The 21,924-nt window shown below is 49.9% G+C and carries 14 protein-coding genes; all 14 read left to right on the top strand.

Annotation, left to right across the window (positions count from 1 at the left end; genetic code table 11):
• Positions 1-11 precede the first annotated feature (11 nt).
• The 14 genes from Q9R25_RS07950 to Q9R25_RS07885 all read left to right on the top strand — a co-directional run bounded on the left by Q9R25_RS07950 (position 12) and on the right by Q9R25_RS07885 (position 21,749).
• Positions 12-2,102, top strand: coding sequence for an alginate lyase family protein (locus tag Q9R25_RS07950; RefSeq protein WP_311282989.1), 2,091 nt, complete (start codon positions 12-14; stop codon positions 2,100-2,102).
• Positions 2,103-2,368: 266 nt separating this feature from the next.
• The gene (locus tag Q9R25_RS07945) at positions 2,369-4,441 is read left to right on the top strand and encodes a bifunctional metallophosphatase/5'-nucleotidase (protein ID WP_311282988.1); all 2,073 of its coding nucleotides are present in this window, start codon (positions 2,369-2,371) and stop codon (positions 4,439-4,441) included.
• 162 nt (positions 4,442-4,603) lie between these two features.
• Positions 4,604-7,249: a glycosyltransferase gene (locus Q9R25_RS07940; RefSeq protein ID WP_311282987.1), complete on the top strand. Its 2,646-nt coding sequence runs from the start codon at positions 4,604-4,606 to the stop codon at positions 7,247-7,249.
• Between the two features lie 9 nt (positions 7,250-7,258).
• Complete coding sequence (locus Q9R25_RS07935) at positions 7,259-7,570, top strand: hypothetical protein (RefSeq protein ID WP_074036034.1); 312 nt, start codon at positions 7,259-7,261, stop codon at positions 7,568-7,570.
• Between the two features lie 42 nt (positions 7,571-7,612).
• Entirely contained in the window at positions 7,613-10,678 is a 3,066-nt protein-coding gene (locus tag Q9R25_RS07930; protein WP_311282986.1) for a CgeB family protein, read from the top strand.
• Positions 10,675-12,858: a glycosyltransferase gene (locus Q9R25_RS07925; protein WP_311282985.1), complete on the top strand. Its 2,184-nt coding sequence runs from the start codon at positions 10,675-10,677 to the stop codon at positions 12,856-12,858. Before Q9R25_RS07930 ends, Q9R25_RS07925 begins: the two co-directional genes overlap by 4 nt.
• 127 nt (positions 12,859-12,985) lie before the next feature.
• The gene (locus tag Q9R25_RS07920; protein ID WP_074036038.1) at positions 12,986-14,275 is read left to right on the top strand and encodes a nucleotide sugar dehydrogenase; all 1,290 of its coding nucleotides are present in this window, start codon (positions 12,986-12,988) and stop codon (positions 14,273-14,275) included.
• 15 nt (positions 14,276-14,290) lie between these two features.
• Entirely contained in the window at positions 14,291-15,088 is a 798-nt protein-coding gene (locus Q9R25_RS07915; protein WP_012727110.1) for an ABC transporter permease, read from the top strand.
• Between the two features lie 10 nt (positions 15,089-15,098).
• Positions 15,099-15,986 (top strand): teichoic acids export ABC transporter ATP-binding subunit TagH, encoded by an 888-nt coding sequence (gene tagH / locus Q9R25_RS07910; protein ID WP_311282983.1) that lies wholly within the window; start codon positions 15,099-15,101, stop codon positions 15,984-15,986.
• 49 nt (positions 15,987-16,035) lie between these two features.
• Entirely contained in the window at positions 16,036-17,136 is a 1,101-nt protein-coding gene (gene wecB / locus Q9R25_RS07905) for a non-hydrolyzing UDP-N-acetylglucosamine 2-epimerase (RefSeq protein WP_012727108.1), read from the top strand.
• Between the two features lie 81 nt (positions 17,137-17,217).
• Complete coding sequence (locus Q9R25_RS07900) at positions 17,218-17,694, top strand: hypothetical protein (protein WP_196431112.1); 477 nt, start codon at positions 17,218-17,220, stop codon at positions 17,692-17,694.
• Between the two features lie 37 nt (positions 17,695-17,731).
• Positions 17,732-19,162: an MBOAT family O-acyltransferase gene (locus Q9R25_RS07895; RefSeq protein WP_159562817.1), complete on the top strand. Its 1,431-nt coding sequence runs from the start codon at positions 17,732-17,734 to the stop codon at positions 19,160-19,162.
• A gap of 12 nt (positions 19,163-19,174) precedes the next feature.
• Positions 19,175-20,395: a DHHW family protein gene (locus Q9R25_RS07890; protein ID WP_214690553.1), complete on the top strand. Its 1,221-nt coding sequence runs from the start codon at positions 19,175-19,177 to the stop codon at positions 20,393-20,395.
• A gap of 40 nt (positions 20,396-20,435) precedes the next feature.
• Complete coding sequence (locus Q9R25_RS07885; RefSeq protein ID WP_311282982.1) at positions 20,436-21,749, top strand: glycosyltransferase family 4 protein; 1,314 nt, start codon at positions 20,436-20,438, stop codon at positions 21,747-21,749.
• Positions 21,750-21,924 lie beyond the last annotated feature (175 nt).

Genomic DNA, 21,924 nt, shown 5'->3' with positions numbered 1-21,924 from the left:
TGAGGGAACGAATGGAACATTCACATGCAAAACAGATCGTGGCTCAACTTCGGGGTTCGCTCTCGGGGAAAGCGAGCGATGGTTGGGACGTCGTCATCTCGGCAGGGACGATGTGCTATCAATGGAAGGGAAGACGGATGATGCCAGACAATCGGCTCGAGACGACCGAGACGGTACGGCTCATCCGTCCATACGGTCGATATTATATTGTCCATAGAGAAGGAAGGGAAGCACTCGTCCGCGCGACGGACGTGATGCTCCTTATGACCGACCCCCTCTCGAAAATCAAATTGACGGACAAGATGGAGCGACTGCTCGTCCGTGACTATATGAAACAAAAGCGCACATTCGCTTCGTACCATTATGAACAAATCCGTGATGAACAGGCGGTTCATTTTGCAGAAGAGACGTTGAGCGGAAGATGGTATATCCCATCGCTTCCGCATACATTGGCCGTCCGTGATGTTCGGACGTTCGATTGGAACAAAATGTTACCACCTGTGAACAACAACTCGTTCCTTTTCCAACTCCACTATTTGACGACGGTCAATCAACTGACTCATGCCTATGAGGTGACGCAAGACGAAAGATACTTGCACTATGCACACCAAATCATCGATAGCTGGCAGAGCCATCATCCGCTGCATGGCGGTCCGCGGGGGCGTGTAGCATACCATGCGCACGGTACGGCGATTCGAGTATTTCATATACTCCGTTTCTTTGAAGCGTATCGCCAGGCACCGATCCATCATGATGCCCGTGTGACGTGCTGCTTGTTACATCTGTTATATGAACATGCGACATTACTGGCGACCCCTACCTTTTATCGTCCGCTCCATAACCATGGGCTCTTTCAAGATATGGCACTGTTTGCGATTGCTTCCTGTTTTCCGGAGTTTGATCGCAGTGCGGATTGGAGAAGGATTGCGCGTGCGCGGTTGAATAAGCAACTCGACATTTGCCTTTCGGAGGACGGGACCCATTTGGAGCACTCGCCCGGCTATCACGTTTACGTGTACCATACGCTAAGTCGATTTAGAGACTGGGCCGATTTAAATGGATTCACGTTGCCGGAAGGGATTGGACGCATCGACCGGATGCCAAAGCGCCTCTTGCATTTCATTAAACCGAACCAAACCTTGCCGATCGTGGGGGATACGGGAGGACAGCTTCGCGGAAGTCGTTTAATTCCTCGGATTGAAACGTTTCCCGAACTAGCCTTTGCCATGAGCGGAGGGACACAAGGACAATGCCCAGAAGAACTGCTGGCGAATCTAGGTTCTCAATATGCGGTCATGCGTGAATATTGGCACCATGCAAAGCGTCCGTTTCGTGACGCCACCTATATTCTGATGACAGCGGGATACCATAGGGGTGCACATAAACATGCCGACGATTTGAGTCTCGAACTATATGGATTGGGGCGGGATTTCATCGTCGAAACTGGTCGGTATGGCTATGTGGACGGACCTGAGCGTGCGCAAGCACTACGTGTCGCGGCGCACAATACGGTACATCGACTCGGAGAAGAGCTCGACTTGTCGATCGAGCGAATCGGAGAGAGCGGAATCCTAGAGGTGAAAGAGGCGCGGAAACAGATGACGGCGACCGGAGTGAGCCGTCTGATTGGAAAAGGGGCCATTCATACTCGGCATGTCGTGTACGATAAGGCGCGAACGCTTGTCGTGTTTGATCGGATTGTTGCGTCGGAAGCGGACCTCTTTGTCCAGCGCTTCCATCTGGCACCCGGTTTGGACCTGGTAGCGGGTACACCAGAAGAACACAACGTTCGATTTAAAGATGCCTCGAATCGAGCCATTCAATTCATTCAGCTTTTAAAAAACGAAGAGGCTTATATGGCACTTGAACCGAGCCATGTGTCCATGCGTGATTTGGAGTGGACTCCCCGCCAGCAAGTCGTTTCGATTGAACATGGTAGCGAAGTTCGCTTTTTGACTCTGATTCGACTAGACCGGACCGGGAAGCGTGTCGTCGATACGAAGGTCGAAGAGCGGGATGGGATGTACATCGTCTCGTATTGGATTGAAAACGGGGGAAAGCATGTCATTCATGTGCCGTGTGAGGAAAGTCGTGACGTGTAAAGGGCAAAACGTCACGACGCTCTCACGAAGTGATGTCGTCCTTTACATAATGAGGGAATCGTTTTTTGTGGAAATTGTAAAAACCTTAAAAATCTTCAATTTGTGATTGTTTATTGGACGCGTTTCCGTTACGTTAGAACTAGAGCGATTTGTACATATAAGGGAAAAACGGACGACTTTGGGGTAATCGTGGTAAGTAAAAAGTCGAATGATGTAAGCGCTTTCTCTTGTGTGTCCTCTTCGCAAATCTGAAAGGGGAATTGGACATGACAAAGAAATCATCTCGTAAGTTGTATACAGCACTCGCTGTAGCGGCCGTATCGACTGCATCGCTCGCACCGGCTGTTGTCACAGAAGCTGCGTCGAAAGCACCAGTCGTCAAAGCGAAATCAGCGTATGTGTACGCAGGGGACTTGGATGCTGCACTCGATGCTACATATGAGGGCGCGCCGATCCATTGGTATAAATCGAGCGTCAACTTGGAGAAATTAGGTACATTCCAAACAGCTAAGGGAATCGTCAAAGGCAAAGGGAAGTACATTGAGAAACGCGTCCGCGTCCTCGATCACCCGATTGCGATTTTACCACCGAGCGAGCCACTCGTGTTCAAACAAGGGAAACCGGCACTTGGCATCGTGAAGCAACAAGTGAAATTCGCAAGTGGGACGTATGAAAAAGCAGTACGTTGGAGCAAAATCGACACGAGTGAAGTCGGCGAATTCGTCGCGACGGCTACATATACAAACCGTGGTAAAACGATCACACTTGAAGTTCCTTATACAGTAGAAGGATACAAGCTCTCGATCATGCACACGAACGACACGCACGCCGCGCTCGATCTCGCACCGAAACGTGCGACAGCCATCAAGCAAATCCGTGCAGAGAAGCCAGACAGCCTCTTGATCGACGCAGGGGACGTCTTCTCAGGATCGCTTTACTTCAACGAGTTCAAAGGTCAAGCTGACCTCAAACTCATGAACTACATGAAATACGATTTGATGGTGCCGGGTAACCACGAATTCGATCTCGGTACGGAGCAAGGACACAAAGAACTTGCTGATTTCGTCCGTTATGCGAACTTCCCGTTCGTCAGCTCGAACGTCAACTATGCAAATGACCAATACATGAAGAGCCTCTACCGTGACGAAGTTTCGCAAAAAGCGTACAACGGTCGTCTTTATGAAGGAGTCATCAAAGTAGTGGATGGCGAGAAGGTCGGATTCTTCGGTTTGACAACAGAAGAGACGGCATCCATCGCTAGCCCAGGCCCAATTGAATTCCAAAACTACATCGCAGAAGCACAAAAAGCAGTCGACGCGTTCAAAGAGATGGGCGTCGATCAAATCGTAGCTGTCTCACACCTTGGGTATAACGACAACCCGGCGTTCGACAACGACTTGTTGCTTGCTGAAAACGTAGATGGGATCGACATCATCGTCGGTGGCCACACGCATACTCGTTTGAGCGCTCCGGTCCTCATCACAGAAGGAAAAACAGAGCCAACGGTCATCGTTCAAGCGGACCAATACAGCAATTTCCTCGGAACGGTTGATGTCGAGTTCGACAAGGATGGAAAAGTCATCAAACATGCAGGTAGCTTGATTGACGTGAAAACACTTCAACCAGATCCATACGCGGTCGAGTTGCTCGCACCATTCAAAGATGTCGTGGATACAATCAGCCAAGACCCAATCGGTGTCTCGCTCACAGCTCCACTCGATAACCCACGTGACAAAGGTGACGAAACAGCACCGAGTGTCCGTAAAAATGAAACAGCCCTCGGTAACTTGATTACAGACGGTATGCTCACGAAAGCGAAAGAGTATGATTCTGCTGTCATCGGTGCTGTTCAAAACGGTGGTGGAATCCGTGCATCAATCGATGCAGGTCCTGTCACGACAGGTGAAGTGTTGACGACACTTCCATTCGGAAACACGCTTGCCATCATGGACTTGAAAGGTAGCGAATTAAAAGCTGCTTTCGAGCGTAGCGTTGGCATTTACCCAATCGAGAACGGTGGATTCCTCCACGTATCTGGATTCAAAGTATTGTTCGACAGCTCAAAACCGGCTGGCGAGCGCATCGTTAGCTTGCAGTACAACAACGGCACAGAGTTTGTCGATGTCGAAGACGCGACGAGCTACAAAGTCGCAACGAACTTCTTCACAGCGCAAGGTGGAGACAACTATGTTGAGTTTGAAACGGCATTCAAAGACGGTCGCGTCAATGACCTCGGTCTCATCGACTGGGAAAACTTCCGCGATCACTTGATCAGCCTCGGCGAAGAAGTCACACCTGCTGTTGAAGGACGTATCGTCGACGTCAACGCAGCTGAATAAGACAATCATTGGTTACTTTCGGACGGATCCAGGAATGGGTCCGTCTTTTTATAGGAAACTCAGGCGTGTACATTTGTCATCAAATTGCGACCGACATATAACTCTGTTAAGATACGATAAGATGAAGAAATACTGATTACTTAAAAAAGGTGGAGCGGACGTATGGATGTAAAAGCGACGCTGCGCGATGTGCAAGCGCACATTGCGTGGTTGAAAGAAGAAAAAGAACGGGTCGACCGGAGAGAAGCATTGAACGGAGATGACTTGATCACCCTTGAGGACCTTCCTTCATTGTCGAGACAGGCACAACGCCCGCGTCTTGACGATAAATTGTTTGAAGAACAGCAAGCTACCTTAAAAACGGAACTCGAATCAGCTCGAGCGCGACTCCCGAAACAAGATGTGACTCGTATCGCATCGAATGGGAGCAATTTTTATGAGAAGGCGGACGTACAAGTGGCATTCGTCGGTCCTGTTAAACGAGCGAAAGAGTTAGAGCGGCTTTGTCATGTCCATTTATTTGAGAATGTGACGGGCTTCTTAGAGCTGGCTGAAATCGAAAAGATTGATTTCCTTCTCATCTCGGCCGCGCTAGTGGAAGATGAGACGACCGCATTCCACCACATGGGCTCACCGCGTTCGCACTCCCGTCACTGGTTGGAGAATTTGATTCGCAAAGCTAAACAAATTGATGTTCGTGTCGTGTTTGAAACTACTCTCGATACGAATCACTACGATCGTTTCTCCTCACTCGCCGCACAGTGTGACTATATCTTTACGGCAAACGAGGAGCGTGTGACGGATTATATCGAAGAAGCCGGACATGAGCGCGTTTTTGTCATCCGTCCGGGAATCGACCCACTTCGCTTCAATCCAATCGGGATGACGCGTGTTCAGTCGGATTCGGTCGTCGTCACGAACCGTTTCCCGGTACAACGTTTTGCAAAAGACTTGGAGACACTCGCACAAGGTGTTCGTGATGCGAATAAGTCTCTTTATGTAATTCGCGAAGCGGATGAATCGAAGGTGTCGTTCGCACCGAAATCACTTCAAGATGTCCTCGTCCATGGGGACCAAGAGGAGATCGAGGCGTTGAAAGAAACCTCGAACTGGATTCTTCACGTCAATGAAGTGAAAAACAGTCCGACGATGAGTGCGCAAGCCATCTATGAGGCACAGGCACGGGGACAACTCGTCTTGACGAACTACAACGTGGCCGTCAACAACGACTTCCCGAACGTATTCATCGCGACGAGCGCATTGGATGCACAAGGGATTTTAGAAATGTTCGATACAGACGAAGAGCGTCTCGAGCATCAGCTATCTGGTGTCCGCACCATCTTCTCGAACCATACAATTTATGATCGTTTCAACGAAATGTTATTCGTTCTCGGCATTCACCACGAAGTCCGTCGTGACGTCCTCGTCATCGGTCGCGGCGACGTGACGGCGACCCGTGAGCAGTTCGAGCGCCAATCTTATCCGCATAAACGTTTTGTCGCAGAAGCGGATTTACAAGAAGTCGATTTACGTACAGCCGACTTCGTGACGGTATTTGACGACCGTTATCACTACCTCGACTATTATGTAGAGGATATGGTCAACGCCTTCAAATACACGGACGTCGCTTTCGTGACGAAAGGGCAGGACGTTGTACATGAATTCGTAGAGGGATACGATGACGTCGCGTTAACGATGTTTGCGGCAAGCCACCTGTCGCTTGAGACGCTTCGGGACGACCAGCGTATCGAGGGACAAGGCTATGCCATCGATCATTTCGAACTGCTCGCGGCAGATGACGTGCTCGTCCCGAACGAACCGGGCGACTATGCGCTTTCAATGATCGTCCCGATTTATAACAACGGTCGTTATCTCTACAACAAATGTTTCTCTAGTCTTCGCCGTAGCTCGATGTTTGAAGACATGGAGATTTGGCTCGTCGACGACGGTTCGACGGACCAAGAGACGATCGGCTATATCGAACGCCTCGTGCGGAAGTATCCGAACGTCTACACGTACTCATTCAACGACGGAGGCAGCGGCAGTGCGTCGCGTCCGCGAAACAAAGGCGTCGAATTGGCAACGACACCGTACATCGCTTTCCTTGACCCGGACAATGAAGCGGTCAACGACGGCTATGCGGAACTATTCCGTATCATGAAAGAGAATGACGCGCTTGACCTCGCAGTCGGAAGTATGTTGAAGCTTGCGAACCGTGAGGCCATGATTGAGCTAGACGGCCTTGAAAAAGATGGTGTTCGCATCATCGAAGACCCGAGAGCGTACTTGCTCGAGCACAACTTCAAGGTACAGAGTATCCAGACGATGGTCATCAAAAAAGACTTCATCCAGAAGCACGATTTGAAACAGGTCATCGGTGCGGTCGGGCAAGACTCGCTCTTCTTCCAAGAGATGTTCCTCAGCGCAGGACGCGTCGCTCTTCTCGACTTGACGATTCATGATTATTACGCGGCTGTCGCCGGTTCGACAGTCAACACGATCACGAAGAAGTACTTTACGAAGTGTGTCATTCGGGAAACGGCACGGGCAAAAGCATTCGCCCGGGAAGGTGTACTCGATCAATACCGTTCCACACGATTCGAACGCTTCTTCTCGATGTGGTACTTGGTCTTCTTACGCCGAAGCAAACCGGAAGAGTTTGTCGACAATGCCGGTATGCTTTATGAAATCATCGAACAGTATCGTCCGATGGAATTAGAGACGCCGATTGTAAAACAATTCGTCGACTTATATGAATCAGGACAAACAGAAGAATTGAAGCGTCTCTACTTTGACGCATACTTGTGAGGTGAGAGCATGAGCAACGAATTTGAAAAAGAAATCGGATTGTTGAAACAACGAATCAAACTGCAGGAAGAAGAGATTCGTCATTTGAAACATGATGAACGTCTATTACGTCAAAAGCATCGACGACTCGTTCAAAAGTATGGAGATCTTCTGTACACGTTTGAATGGACCGTGAAGACGTTCGAGAAGAAAGAGCAAGCGCTCAGTGACTTGAAACGTAAATATGATGTGTTGAATCAGAAGTATCGTCGTCTTGTGCAATCGAAAGCCGGAAAAGCGATTTTGAAGGCACAGGCGGTTGCACGACGCATTCGCAAATAAAGAATCGAGCTCGAAAGACTCGATGATTTGGAGGATATGAGGATGGATTGGCAGAAAAAAGCACGTCGCGCCGCTTACCTTGGGGTACAACGGTCGAAGCGACTCGGTCGTAAAGTGTTGAACAAACGCCCGAACAAATCGCATCAACTACGTGAACTCGTACCGAACTGGTATACACGCTCACCTTACGTACACGTTGAAGGGACGGACCTTGTCTTCTCTGGGGACGAGCCGGTCACCGTCACGTACCGACCGAACGCGAGTTCAGATATCATCTCGGTGAACGACCTCGTCGAATCAGGTCAAAAGACGTTCACGGCTATGATGCGTGTCAAATCGCGCGAAGGTCTGATGCCAACGTTGACGTTAGAAGTCGTGCGTAAAGGTGGACGTACTCGTTACGTGACGGTACAGGACGGCGATCAGGTCGATGTGACGCTCGGCATGGGTGAACAAATCGTCCGGGCTCATCTTGAAGTCAACGGGGCAGGAGCGTTCAGCCTCGTCGAGCTCATGCTCGGCAAGCTGTCGCTTTGGACAGTCGAAGGGACGGCTGCGAACGTATCACTTGATGCTTTTGATTTCCGTTATCCGCTTACGTCGTCGTCACTCCGTTCTCTCAAACCACAGAGTGAGATTGCTCACTTCGACGGAGACACGCTCGTCGTCCGTGCTGAAGGGAACCAATACACGCACTATGGCGTCGATGAGATCGCGCTACCACACGTCGATACAGAACGTGGCATCGATTTTGAGACGGGTGATATGGACGATGACTTGTATCGTTTCTATTTGAAAGGGGACCGCACGGGTACAGCGGACGCCTCGCTATTCATCGCGACGTATACGGTGTCTGGGCAGGATCGTTTGATTGAAGTGCCACTCGGACTGAGCGGTATCGTCCGCATCGCACCGTCACACCGTTCCATCCGCTATTTCATCCGCGTGAACGGGTCAGGACAGCTTGAGAACTTGAATATCGGCATGATTCGCGAAAAGAGTGTCCGCCGTGAAGACGTCTTGTCCCTCAAACCGGACATGTGGACGATCCCGGCACCCGACCTCATCAAATTGAAGAGTCGAGATGACCAACTCGTCGTCCAGTTGAAAGGCGAGGACGATCAGCGCCGCTACATCTCGTATGCAGAGATGAACAACAGCTTCAAACTGCTCCCGACAGAGTTCCCGTATGAAGTGAAGGCGAACAGTCGTTACCGTGTCACGCTCGATGGTGTAGCCGATGAAGGGGCGAATGTTGTCCTCTACATCATTGCCTACTCGGCGACGGAGCGTCAGATTATGCAACAGGTTCAAATCGGAAGCGAGAAAGTCTTCTACTTTGACCGTGGCATCCGCTTCCTTCGTTTCGCCCTCCGTGTCGACGGTGTCGGAGAGGCTCGGGTCGACCGCATCCGTGTCGCTGAAGAACTCGTCAGCGATGGTACAGAAAACCCGACATGGATGGACGTGCGCGAGGCTCGCTTCTTCGCACCAATCCCACGTGAACTACACGAACTGAAGGTCGCGGCCATCTTCGATGAGTTTACGATGGCATCCTACAAACCAGAGTGTCAGCTCATCACGTTCACACCGGACAACTGGAAGACGGTGCTCCTCGATGAGCAACCGGACGTCCTCGTCGTCGAATCGGCGTGGAAAGGGAACGCCGGTGCATGGGAGAAGAAAATCGTCAAATATGGCACGAACACATGGGAAGAGCTCGACGCGCTTCTCGCTTGGTGCCGTTATCACAACATCCCGACCGTCTTTTGGAACAAAGAAGACCCAATTCACTACGACCGTTTCATTGAGACGGCGAAGCGATTCGACTATGTGTATACGACCGACATGAACCGCGTTCCGAACTATAAAGAAGATTGTGGTCATGACCGTGTCGATGCGTTACCGTTCGCGGCACAGCCGAAAGAACATAACCCGATTCGCTTACCAGGGACTCGTGAGCCGTATGCGTGTTTCGCCGGTTCGTATTATGCGAACCGCCACGAATCGCGTAAAGCTGACATGGACAGACTGTTCGCGGCGGCAGACAAGTATGGTCTTGCGATTTACGACCGCAACTATGCGATCAACCAACGCGGGGAGAGCGACCAACTTCAATTCCCGGAACAGTTCCGTCACTCGATTCGCGGCAGTTTGAAATACAACCAGATTGCCAAGGCATATAAAGGGTATAAAGTCATGTTGAATGTCAACTCGGTCAACGATTCACCGACGATGTTCTCACGTCGCGTCTTCGAAGGGCTCGCTTGCGCCACACCGGTCGTCAGCACACGCTCGGTCGGGGTTGATGCCATGCTTGGTGATTACGTCTTTCTTGATGACGGAGAATCCGACTTGGATGAAACGTTCCGCCGTTTGATGACAGATGACTCATTCTATGAGGACATCGCGATGCGTGGTATGCGTCACGTGTTGACGTATCACACGTATACGCAACGTCTCGCGAAAATCGTCCAAGACGTCGGCATCCCGTACCGTGTCGACCACGAGAAGATTGCCGTCGTCGCCTTCATCAAGTCGCGCGAAGAGGCAGAACGCGTCGTCGCTCAGTTCGAGGCGCAACGTTATGAGCATAAACATCTCATGATGTTCCTCGATAAGTTCGAGGATCACATCGATGTATACAACACGTACAACACGCCGTCGATCTCGACGTATATGCGTAGCTACTTGACGCACTATACCTCGTTCACGGAGATGGTCGAATCGTACGATTGGGTCGCCCACTTGAAGTCGGACGATTATTACGGTCCGAACTACTTGAGCGATTATCTGCTCGCGGCACGCTACGCAGAAGCGGACGTTCTGACGAAAGAGGACTACTATACGTATGACGGTCAGCTCGTCAAACAGGACCATGACGAATCGTATCGTTATGTGTTTGATGCGACACCGTCCCGCTCGATCGTGCAGCCGTCGGCACTCCGTTTCTATACGGTGGAGGAGGCACTCCACATCTTTGAAGCGGATGAGAGCTTGAACGAGCTTGCTCGTTCTGGCAAACGCATCTTCAGTGTCGACCCGTATCAATATGTGAAAGCCGGTGCCGCCATGGATGAAGCGGACCTTCAGGAGGTAACATTATGACGAAGCAACCGCTCCGAATCCTCGTATACGGGGACGTCAATTTGAACTTGATCGACGGATCGGCCATCTGGCTCACGTCGGTCGTGCATATGTTGAACCAGGACCCGAACATTGAGGTCGACGTGCTCTTGAAGCGCTCGATCGTGAAACCGGAAGTGACGGCGTCGATCAAACAGCTCGACCGCGTCAATTTCATCGACGTCTTCACGGAAAACTCGACGAAGAAAGACGAGCCGTACTATGAGAAGAAGGTGCTCCAGCCGGAAGAGGCGGCCCAACTCATCCACGAGCTCGTCGAGACGAAACAGTATGACATGACGTTCATCCGTGGGTTCCAGCTCGCTTATGCGCTCTCCGATTATGAACATACGATGAAAAAGACGTGGACTTATCTCACAGATTTCACGCATGATTCATCGGCCGCGTCACAGGAGGAGTTGGCACGTTTGAAGAAGATTGCGGACCGTTCGGCTCGCATGCTCTGTCAGACGGCGGAGATGAAGGCGTACTTCGAGACGTTTTTACAGACGCCGAAGCCGTTCCTCATCTTGAACCCGATGATCCCGAACATGCGTGAGGCGACGCCGACGTTCAAACGTCAGGCGAAACGTCTCGTCTATACAGGAAAATTCGCGCCACTCTGGTACTCGGCTGAAATTCTCGACGCACTCGAGAAAGTACGAGTCCGGATGCCGGACGTCGAATTGAAAGTGGCAGGAGACAAGTTCAACCAAGACCCGAACAACCCAAACTTCCGTAAAGAAGTGACGCATCGCCTTCAAACGGACGAAGGGGTCCACTGGTTGAAAGGTATCCCGCGTGCGGACGTCGAGACGCTCATCGAAGAGAGTGACATCGGCATCTCGTGGCGTCACCCGGACCTTGACGACAGCCTCGAGTTGTCGACGAAGCTCCTCGAATATGGGGCGCTCGGGAAGCCGGTCCTCCTTAACCGCAACAAGATGCACGAGATGTTGCTCGGGTCGAGCTACCCGCTCTTCGTCAATTCGGAAGACGAATTCATCGAAAAGGTTGAACTCGCCTTCACGCATCCAGCCATCTATAAGGATGCGGCGGAACGGCTCTACAACATGGCGAAGAATTATACGTTCGCCAGCACGTTCGAACGTCTCCGTGACGCGATTTGGGAGATGCAGAAGACGACGATCCTCTTCGCCGGTCACGACTTGAAATTCATCCGTATGTTCATGGAACGTTTCGAGGCCGACCCGAGCTACCGGGTCCTCATCGACCAGTGGGACGGACACAAGATTCATGATGTGAATCACAGCAAGGCATGTCTCGCACAAGCAGACGTCATTTTCTGTGAATGGGGCCTCGGCAACGCCGTCTGGTACTCGCAACATAAGTTGCCGCATCAACGCCTCATCGTCCGGATTCATCGTCAGGAGAAAGAAACACCATTTCCACGGGAATATGCGCTCGACAACATCGACCGTATCATCCTCGTCTCACCGTATATGTTAGAAGAGATGCATCGTCTGTTCGGAATCCCGCGTCACCAGATGACGGTCATCTACAACGCCGTCGACGCGGACAAGCTCGACAAACCGAAACAGGCAGACGATTTGACGTTCCGTCTCGGTATGATCGGCATGAACCCGAAACTGAAGCGTCCGGACCTCGCGCTCGACGTCCTCGAAGAGCTGCTGAAGACGGACAAGCGGTACCATCTCCACTTCAAAGGACACCATCCAAAAGACGTCTATTGGATCGGGAAGCGCGAAGAGGAGAGCGCGTACTATGAGGCGCTACTGAAACGCATCGAGGAGTCAGAACTTCGCGACCACGTCCACTTCGATGGTCACGGCAATGACGTCGATACGTGGCTCCAATCGATCGGATTCGTCTTCTCGACGAGTGACTTGGAAAGTTTCCATCTCGCACCGGCCGAAGCGATGGCAGCAGGGTCATACCCGCTCATCCGCCACTGGACGGGTGCGGAAACAATTTACCCAGACGAACTACTCGTCACGGATACGTCGAAATTTGTCGATACGATCCTCTCTTATAAAGAAGATACCGAGAAGCTGAAGACGGACGCAAAAGCCTATCAGGCGTATGCCCGTAAACATTTCGCGCTCGATCGTCTCTATCGAGAGATGGAACAAATCATTTCAGGCAAAACACACGAACAATTTGCGACGACATTGTCATGAAAATGTAATTGCACCAAAGAATTGTTCAAGAGTATAATGAGTATTGTTTTATTATCGAATGTGAAATAAAATGATGGACAATGCGCTATTTAAAAAGCGCGTCAAAACATTTGGAGGTTACCACACAATGAAAGTATGTACAGTAGGTCTTGGATATATCGGATTACCGACATCGGCTGTCTTTGCGAACTATGGCGTCGACGTCGTCGGAGTCGATATCTCACAACATGTTGTTGATAAATTGAACCGTGGAGAGATCCACATTGAAGAGCCAGGTCTCGGCGAAATGGTCGCAGACGTCGTGGCAAAAGGGAAGTTCCGTGCATCACTCTCTCCAGAGAAAGCAGATGCCTTCATCATCGCGGTCCCAACACCGAACAACGACGACGAGCACAAATCATGTGACTTGACGTACGTCTTGGATGCGACACGCAAAGTGTTGCCATTCGTTGAAAAAGGCAACGTCATCATCGTTGAGTCGACAATCGCACCACGTACGATGGACGACTTCGTCAAACCACTCGTCGAAGAAGCTGGATTCACTGTCGGTGAAGACATCTATCTCGTACACTGCCCAGAGCGCGTGTTGCCTGGACAAATCCTTCATGAGCTCGTGCACAACAACCGTATCGTCGGTGGGATCACGACAGAATGTGCAGAAGCAGGCGCACGCGTCTACGGTACATTCGTTGAAGGTGAAATCGTGAAAACAGATGCGAAGACGGCAGAAATGTCGAAACTCATGGAAAACACGTTCCGTGACGTCAACATCGCACTCGCGAACGAACTTGCAAAAGTATGTAACGACTTAGACATCAACGTTCTTGACGTCATCGAGATGGCGAACAAGCACCCACGTGTCAACTTGCATAGCCCAGGACCAGGTGTCGGTGGACACTGTCTCGCGGTCGACCCGTACTTCATCGTCGCGAAATCACCTGACCTCGCGAAAATCATCAACTTGTCACGTGAGACGAACGTCTCGATGCCACACTACGTTGCAGACAACGTTCAGAAGTTGACTGCTGGAATCGAAGACGCGAAAGTCGCTGTCTTTGGTGTGACATACAAAGGAAACGTCGACGACATGCGTGAAAGCCCAGCGGTTGAAATCGCTGAAATCTTGCTTGACCGTGGTGTGAACATCTCTGTTCACGATTCACACGTTGAAAAATCAACATCAAGCCGTTTTGAGCTCGTTTCAAAAGAAGAAGCACTCAAAGACGCAGACCTCGTCCTCGTATTGGTTGACCACAATGAGTTCAAAGTCCTCGACTTTGCAGAGCTCAAGTCATCAATGCGTCGTCCGATGATCTTCGACACACGTAACATCGTGAAACCAGAAGGTGAAGACGTAGCGGTCGTCAACTACGGCAACCTCTACAAATATACAAAGGAAACGAATCTCGTTCTTTGATTCAGGTGAATGAACATGTTTAAATCCGCGAAAGCTATTCTTTCAGAGCTAAAGTCGAGCTTGTACTTGATTTTCCGTCTCGCCACGTATGAGACGCGAAGCAACAACTCGATGCAGTACCTCGGATTTTTATGGGAGTTCGTGACACCGTTATTGCAGATTGGAGTTTACTGGTTCGTATTTGGATTTGGTATTCGAAGCGGCAGGCCGATTGATGGCGTGCCGTTTCTGCCATGGTTGGTCGCAGGGATTGTCGTCTGGTTCTTTATTGCCTCAGCGATCACCTCGACGGCCCGGTCCGTCTATTCGAAAATCGGCATGGTCTCCAAAATGAGCTTCCCAATCTCGACGATTCCGGCATACGTCTTGCTCGCACTCTTCTATCGCCACGTGGCGTTAGTCGGTGTCTCGTTTATCTTGATGTGGGCATTCGGATTCCCGATGGGGCTACATTCGCTCTGGTTTATCTACTTGGCGTTCAGTGCGCTTGCACTACTGTACTCGCTCGCCTTGATTACGTCCGCGCTCACGACAATCGTGCGCGATCTTCAAAACCTTCTTCAGTCGATGATGCGGATGTTGATGTATTTGACACCGATTTTTTGGGTGCCGCCGGCGAAGCTCGCGAATATCCTACAAATCAATCCGCTCTATTATTTAGTCGAAGGATATCGGTCGATGTTCCTCGGAACCGACTGGTTGGCGACTAACTGGGCTTACGGTCTCTATTACTGGGCCATCGTCTTCGTTCTCTTCTTCGTCGGGTCGATGATTCATTTGCGTTTCCGTCGACACTTCATCGATTACATTTGAGGAGGACCTTATGTACCAGGTTAAATTTGAAAACGTATCGAAACGATATACGCTTTATAACAAGCAATCTGATAAGCTGAAAGAGATCTTCTTCAGTAAAGCAGGGGGCAAACAGTTTTACGCACTTCGCAATGTCACGTTTGAAGTTCCACCCGGGGAAGTGGTCGGGATTATCGGCATTAACGGGTCAGGGAAGTCGACGATGTCGAACTTGTTGGCTGACGTCATGCCGCCGACTCACGGGAAAATCGAACTTCACGGAAAGACGGCGTTGATTGCGATCTCTTCTGGTTTGAACGGCAACTTGACTGGGCTCGAGAACATCGAGCTCAAAGGGTTGATGCTCGGGATGACGAAACAAGAGATTATCGATTTGACACCGGCCATCATTGAGTTCGCCGATATCGGTGACTTTATCAATCAGCCGGTCAAGACGTACTCGAGCGGGATGAAGTCCCGTCTCGGATTCGCCATCTCGATCAACGTCGACCCGGACATTCTCGTCATCGATGAGGCGCTCTCGGTCGGGGACCAAACGTTCACCGACAAGTGTCTCGCCAAGATGAACGAGTTCAAAGAGCGTGGGAAGACGATTTTCTTCATCAGTCACTCGGTCTCACAAGTTCGCCAATTCTGTACGCTCGGCCTTTGGCTCGAGTTCGGAGAAGTGCGCGAATATGGACCAGTCGATGAAGTCGTTCGGGAGTACAACAAGTTTTTGAAATGGTTCCGCAACTTGTCTAAAGAGCAACAAGACTCGTTTAAAGCCGACAAGCTCAAACGTCGTACGACGGTCGTCGATGCGACAGAGCTCGGAGAGACATACATCTTACCGCCTTTGACAGAAGAACAACTACAAACACGCCATTCGTCGGTCGCTGTATCGAACGAAGCGTGAGCAATTGGGAGGAGGAAGCACGGCGAAGTCAGACCGTGCGAAACGACCTATGAAAAAAGTCATGACCGTCTTTGGGACGCGACCAGAAGCCATCAAAATGGCACCACTCGTACTTGAGTTGAAAAAACGTGAAGGGGTAGAACCGATTGTCGTCGTGACAGCGCAGCACCGTCAAATGCTTGACCAAGTGCTCGAGTTGTTCGAAATCAAACCGGACTATGACCTCGACATCATGAAGGACAAGCAGACGCTTTACGATGTCACATCACGCGTATTGAAAGGGATGGGCGAAGTTATCGCTGAAACGAAACCAGACATCGTGTTGGTCCACGGGGACACAACGACGACATTCGCGGCATCACTCGCAGCCTTCTACAACCAAGTCGCAGTCGGTCACGTTGAGGCTGGCTTGCGCACACACAATAAATATTCACCATTCCCGGAAGAGATGAACCGCCAATTGACGGGTGTCATGGCTGACCTTCATTTCGCACCGACGGAAACGTCGCGTGACAACCTCCTTCGTGAAGGCAAGAACGAAGAGATGATCTTCGTCACAGGGAACACGGCAATCGACGCACTCAAAACGACAGTCCGTGACGACTATGCGAGCGAATTGCTCGACAGCATCCGTTCACAAGGTCGTCGTCTCGTCATGTTGACGGCACACCGTCGTGAGAACTTGGGTGAGCCGATGCGTAACATGTTCCGTGCGGTCCGTCGCTTGATCGAGAAGTATGATGACATTGAAGTCGTGTATCCGGTCCACATGAACCCGGTCGTTCGTGAACTCGCTAACGAGATTCTTCACGATGTCGAACGCGTCCACTTGATTGAACCGCTCGACGTCTTCGACTTCCATAACTATGCGGCGACTTCGCACTTGATCTTAACGGATTCAGGTGGCGTACAAGAAGAAGCACCATCTCTCGGTGTACCTGTCCTCGTCCTTCGTGACACGACAGAACGTCCAGAAGGTGTAGCTGCAGGAACACTCAAACTCGCAGGGATCGAAGAAGAGAACATCTTCTCACTCGCGGATGAGCTCTTGTCTGACGAAACGGCATACAAAGCGATGTCACAAGCATCGAACCCGTACGGTGATGGTGAGGCGTCACGTCGAATCGTCGATGCCATCCTTGCCAACTAAATGAAAACGAATAGAGTTGTTTTGTGCCCGGCACAGCAACTCTTTTCTGTATCATTATCCTAATGATTCGGAGGTGCTTGCATGTCAACGAAGCGAATTCGTCCGGCGATTTACCATTACTATCCGCGTGGACCACATAAAAATCATATGTCGATGCGCGAAGAGGAATACAAGACAGAGGTCACTTTTTTACCTCAATCGCTAAAGGACTCGATTTATGTTCAACTATTTGACTTGAAATTTGAAATTCCCCCATCGAAAATCTTTTTGGCTGATGCCAAGATGGATGAAGGGGAAGAGATGGAAGTCAACACATCCGTTTATGTCGAAGGCGACCGCGCCATCCGACTAGAATTGTACGTCATGCAGTATTCAGACGAAGAACGTTTATCGAATAAGCGTTTCATGCTCACATTGAACCCAGGGGTGAACCCCGTTGTAGAAGTCGTCAAACAGATGGAAGATGCCAAGTATTTCAAGATGTCCTACAAATACATCGTAGAAACGCTTGAACCGACCACTGTACGATTTGATGATCTCTATGTGACGTTCCGCTAAGCGGAGCAAGTCTTAAGGGAGAAAGGGACCATACGGTATGTTATTTAGTTCCACGGTATTCTTATTTTATTTCTTACCGGTCGTGCTGCTGCTGTATTTCGTGTCACCACGCTGGTTAAAAAATACGATTTTACTCGTCTCAAGTTTATTTTTCTATGCATGGGGTGAACCACGGTTCGTCTTAATCATGCTCGCATCGATCGTCATGAACTATGTGTTCGGCTTTATGGTCGACAAGTATCGTGATGATGCAAAGAAAATCAAATGGACGATGGTGCTCATGCTTCTCGGGAACCTCGGGATGCTTGGGGTCTTCAAGTACGCGAGTTTCTTCGTTGAGAACGTCAACTCGGTATTTGGCTTCTCGCTGAACGACCCGGATATTCCTCTTCCGCTCGGGATTTCATTCTTTACATTCCAAGCGATGAGTTATGTCATCGATGTGTATCGAAACGATGGGCGTCTACAGAAGAACTTGTTTGACTTGGCACTTTACGTATCGTTCTTCCCACAATTGATTGCCGGACCGATCGTCCGTTATCAAACGGTCGCAGATGAAATCGTGGACCGCCGTGAGACAGTCGATGACTTCGTCTCTGGGATTCAACGATTCGTCATTGGTCTAGGGAAGAAAATGATTTTAGCGAACAGTTGTGGATACGTCGCGGATCAGGTATTCAGTCAATCGGCCGGGGATTTGTCGACGACACTCGCCTGGATCGGTGTCATCGCTTACTCGCTACAGATTTACTTTGATTTCTCAGGTTATTCGGATATGGCGATCGGTCTCGGTCGGATGTTTGGGTTCCATTTCCTTGAGAACTTCAATTATCCGTATATTTCAAAATCAGTGTCTGAGTTTTGGCGTCGCTGGCACATCTCGCTCGGAAGCTGGTTCCGAGATTATGTGTACATCCCGCTCGGCGGGAATCGTCAAGGTCCTTGGAAGACGTATCGCAACTTGACCATCGTTTGGTTATTGACCGGGGTATGGCACGGTGCGAGTTGGACATTCATCGCATGGGGATTATACTATGGGATTTTCATCATGCTCGAACGGGCATTTCTTGGGAAATGGCTTGCCGCATGGCCGGCATGGCTCGCCCACGCGTTCACGCTCTTCATCGTCGTCATCGGTTGGGTATTCTTCCGTGCCGATAACTTCACGTACGCAACAGAGTATCTGCAAGTGATGTTCGGATTACACGGGGGTGAAGTATTCGATCAAACGGCATATTACTACATTGTTCAGTACGGTGTCGTGCTTGTCATCTCGATGATTGCTGCTACACCGCTTCCGAAAATGCTAGTCGCCCGCTTCTTGCGTCATGAAGTGAGTACGGATCGTCCTGTGCTTGCTGCAAGCGCTGGTCTTGCACGAGCGGCGTATATCATGCTCATTTTCGGTATCTCGATTTCATATGTCGTATCGAGTACATTTAACCCATTCATTTATTTCCGGTTCTAAGGAGGGCTGACAATGGAACAACAAACCAAAAGCGAACAAGTCCGTTCGAAAAGGCGGCGCCTTTCTTGGGTGGTCAACAGTATCCTATTGATCGGCTTCCTTGGCACCATCTTTTATGGACTCGCCGTTTACGCCTTTGGCACCGAACAAGCACGTTCGGATAGTGAGGGACGGATGCTAGCACAGCGCCCGGATCCATCTGTCGAGACGATTCTGGATGGAACGTATATGGAAGAGTTCGAGGCATCAGCAAACGATCAGGTGTTTGAGCGTTACATGTGGATTGAGACACAAGCTTGGGTGCAACGTAACGTTCTGCAACAACAGATGAACAACGGTGTCATCAGTATCGATGAGTTCTTGTATGCACCAGATCCTGTGGCGAGCGACTATTCGTCACTTGGGGTCTTCTTTAAAGAATTTCAAAAAGAGATGAGCGAAGCTGACATTCCATCTTACTTCGCATCGGCCCCAAGTAAACCGGTCTATGCGACAAGACAAGGAATCTTCCCAGATTACATCGAGTCGGCAGATGCAGAAAACCGCGGACAGCTTCATGCTCGTCTTGAAGAGAATGAGATTCCGCTCATCGACTTAGAAGAAACGCTTGGCGATCAGCCAGGAAAAGATATTTACTTTAAGACGGATCACCACTGGCGTCCGGAAGGGGCATTCATGGCTTATGAACAAATCATGGAACGCTTAAGCGAGCAGTTCCCTGATGCTCCTGCCTTATCGATGGAGGATATGGAAATCAAATCGGTAGACGGTCCGTTTTATGGATCTCATGCCCGTGAAATTTCGATGCCTTACGTCGAGTCACCTGATCAATTTACGTACCTTGAACCGAAAGACGGATTTACTACGACAGTCTGTCGAAATGGCGACGACTGTGGTCATTCGGTCCTAGATACGGATGTCTTGAAGAACTCGACGAAATTCACGAACTACTACAACTTGTTCATGGGTGATAACTATGCCCAATCGAAAATCACACAAAACAATCCGAAAAATGATTATCACTTGCTCGTCTTAAAAGATTCGTATGCGAACCCGATGCTTGGCTATCTTGGAGAGTCATTCGGAACGGTGTCAGCGCTTGATGTCCGTTACTTCGACGACTATGATGTCAGCATTGCGGATTATGCAAAAGAAAATGAGGTAGATGCGGTGCTGTTCGTTCACAACGATCGCATCCGTGGTCTTGGTTCGATGTATCAAGAAGGCTTGTAACCCTAATCAATCGATTACGGAGAAAAGGTAGGTGCTCATTATGAACATATTACTACCGGTGTTTTTTCACTCCGCAATGGGAGGATTACACCTCCATATCTTATCTTCTTTGAAAGTGTTTCTACGAGAGGGGCATGAGGTGACCGTTGTCTGTAAACCTGGTCCCTTTGCCGATGAAGTAAGGAAAATCGGCGGGCAAGTCGTCGAGACGGACTATTCGAGTGAGGACGTGCAATGTGTCATCGATCAAATCCGATCACAGCCGTTCGATGTCGTGTATGCGCATCCGTTCGACGCGCGTCAATTTGGTCTCGCGGTGGCGGAGGCGAACGCAATCCCGTTCGTCCTCGTCATCCACGGGATGTATTATGATGAGATTGAGCAGTATCATCCGAGCGTTTCGCGAGTGATTGCGGTATCGGAACGGATTGCTACACACCTGACTGAGCACTGTCCGGAAATCGAATCAAAACTTACTGTCATCCCGAATGGGGTCGATTCGACTTTTGTTCCGTCGGAGGAAACATCGTCATCAGAACGTATCGTGGGCTTATTCACGTCTCGCCTGGATGCGGACAAACTGTTTATACTAGATGTCTTCTTAGATGCACTAGAAGACGAGAGGGTGCGGTCTTTACCGATTGACTGGTTGATTATCGGTGACGGAACACAGCGAGATAAATACGCCGAGCGTTATGAAGCCGCACTGGCGGGGACAGGTCAGAACATCGAATGGCTTGGTTGGCTAGAACAAAGCCAACTCCCTGAAGCGATGCGGCGTGCCGATTTCATCATCGGTCCCGGACGGTCTGCGCTGGAAGGGATGGCACTCGGTAAACCGACCATCGCTGTCGGGAGCAAAAGCTATCAAGGCTTGGTCACTCCTTCGACGTGGCAAGATATCGCGAGTACGAACTTCGGAGGCATCGGGAATAAGTATGAAGGGTATTCACCAGGACAAATCGGTGAGGCGATTCTCGAGTTGATGGATGAGACGAAGCGACGGAACCTTGCGAGCTTCTCGGCTACACTCGTCGATCAACATTTTCGAGACGAACAATCGCAACAACGCCTACTCGAGGTGCTTGAACAGGTGATAGAAGAAGGTGCTCGAGAAATCGATTTGGTCGAGCGTTATCCTCATATTCGTTATGATCAACTTCATGCTCGTCGTTCGAACCGAATCTGTACATGGAAATTGACAGATCGGGAACAACGACTTGAAGAGACACGCGATGAGTTAGTGACGACCAAACGACAGCTCGACCAACTGCTTATGATGAATGAGGAACAGTCTTTGGAAATCGAGAAGTTGCGAATGGAACTTCAGCGATTATCTGATGAAATGGAATAGCGACTTATGGAAAGAGAACTTCGAATCAGAAGTTCTCTTTTTGAATATAGCGAACTTATTCATTGTTTATGTGATAAATGTCACCAAAAGTCTTCTGACACCATAATAGTAAAAATAAGTATTTTTTATGTTGCTTTTGTATTATTTATATTACAAAATTTACATATTCATTTCG

The organism is Exiguobacterium sp. BG5(2022) (genome assembly GCF_031844365.1).
In the GTDB taxonomy this organism is placed as follows: Bacteria; Bacillota; Bacilli; order Exiguobacteriales; family Exiguobacteriaceae; genus Exiguobacterium; species Exiguobacterium profundum.
Note: the sequence above shows the minus strand (reverse complement) of the source record. Positions and strands in the feature narration are given on the sequence as shown.

Excerpts from the sequence above, each read along its gene's own strand:
- Q9R25_RS07950 (WP_311282989.1), top strand. The coding sequence starts at position 12 with ATGGAACATTCACATGCAAAACAGATCGTGGCTCAACTTCGGGGTTCG.
- Q9R25_RS07945 (WP_311282988.1), top strand. The coding sequence starts at position 2,369 with ATGACAAAGAAATCATCTCGTAAGTTGTATACAGCACTCGCTGTAGCG.
- Q9R25_RS07940 (WP_311282987.1), top strand. The coding sequence starts at position 4,604 with ATGGATGTAAAAGCGACGCTGCGCGATGTGCAAGCGCACATTGCGTGG.
- Q9R25_RS07935 (WP_074036034.1), top strand. The coding sequence starts at position 7,259 with ATGAGCAACGAATTTGAAAAAGAAATCGGATTGTTGAAACAACGAATC.
- Q9R25_RS07930 (WP_311282986.1), top strand. The coding sequence starts at position 7,613 with ATGGATTGGCAGAAAAAAGCACGTCGCGCCGCTTACCTTGGGGTACAA.
- Q9R25_RS07925 (WP_311282985.1), top strand. The coding sequence starts at position 10,675 with ATGACGAAGCAACCGCTCCGAATCCTCGTATACGGGGACGTCAATTTG.
- Q9R25_RS07920 (WP_074036038.1), top strand. The coding sequence starts at position 12,986 with ATGAAAGTATGTACAGTAGGTCTTGGATATATCGGATTACCGACATCG.
- Q9R25_RS07915 (WP_012727110.1), top strand. The coding sequence starts at position 14,291 with ATGTTTAAATCCGCGAAAGCTATTCTTTCAGAGCTAAAGTCGAGCTTG.
- tagH (WP_311282983.1), top strand. The coding sequence starts at position 15,099 with ATGTACCAGGTTAAATTTGAAAACGTATCGAAACGATATACGCTTTAT.
- wecB (WP_012727108.1), top strand. The coding sequence starts at position 16,036 with ATGAAAAAAGTCATGACCGTCTTTGGGACGCGACCAGAAGCCATCAAA.
- Q9R25_RS07900 (WP_196431112.1), top strand. The coding sequence starts at position 17,218 with ATGTCAACGAAGCGAATTCGTCCGGCGATTTACCATTACTATCCGCGT.
- Q9R25_RS07895 (WP_159562817.1), top strand. The coding sequence starts at position 17,732 with ATGTTATTTAGTTCCACGGTATTCTTATTTTATTTCTTACCGGTCGTG.
- Q9R25_RS07890 (WP_214690553.1), top strand. The coding sequence starts at position 19,175 with ATGGAACAACAAACCAAAAGCGAACAAGTCCGTTCGAAAAGGCGGCGC.
- Q9R25_RS07885 (WP_311282982.1), top strand. The coding sequence starts at position 20,436 with ATGAACATATTACTACCGGTGTTTTTTCACTCCGCAATGGGAGGATTA.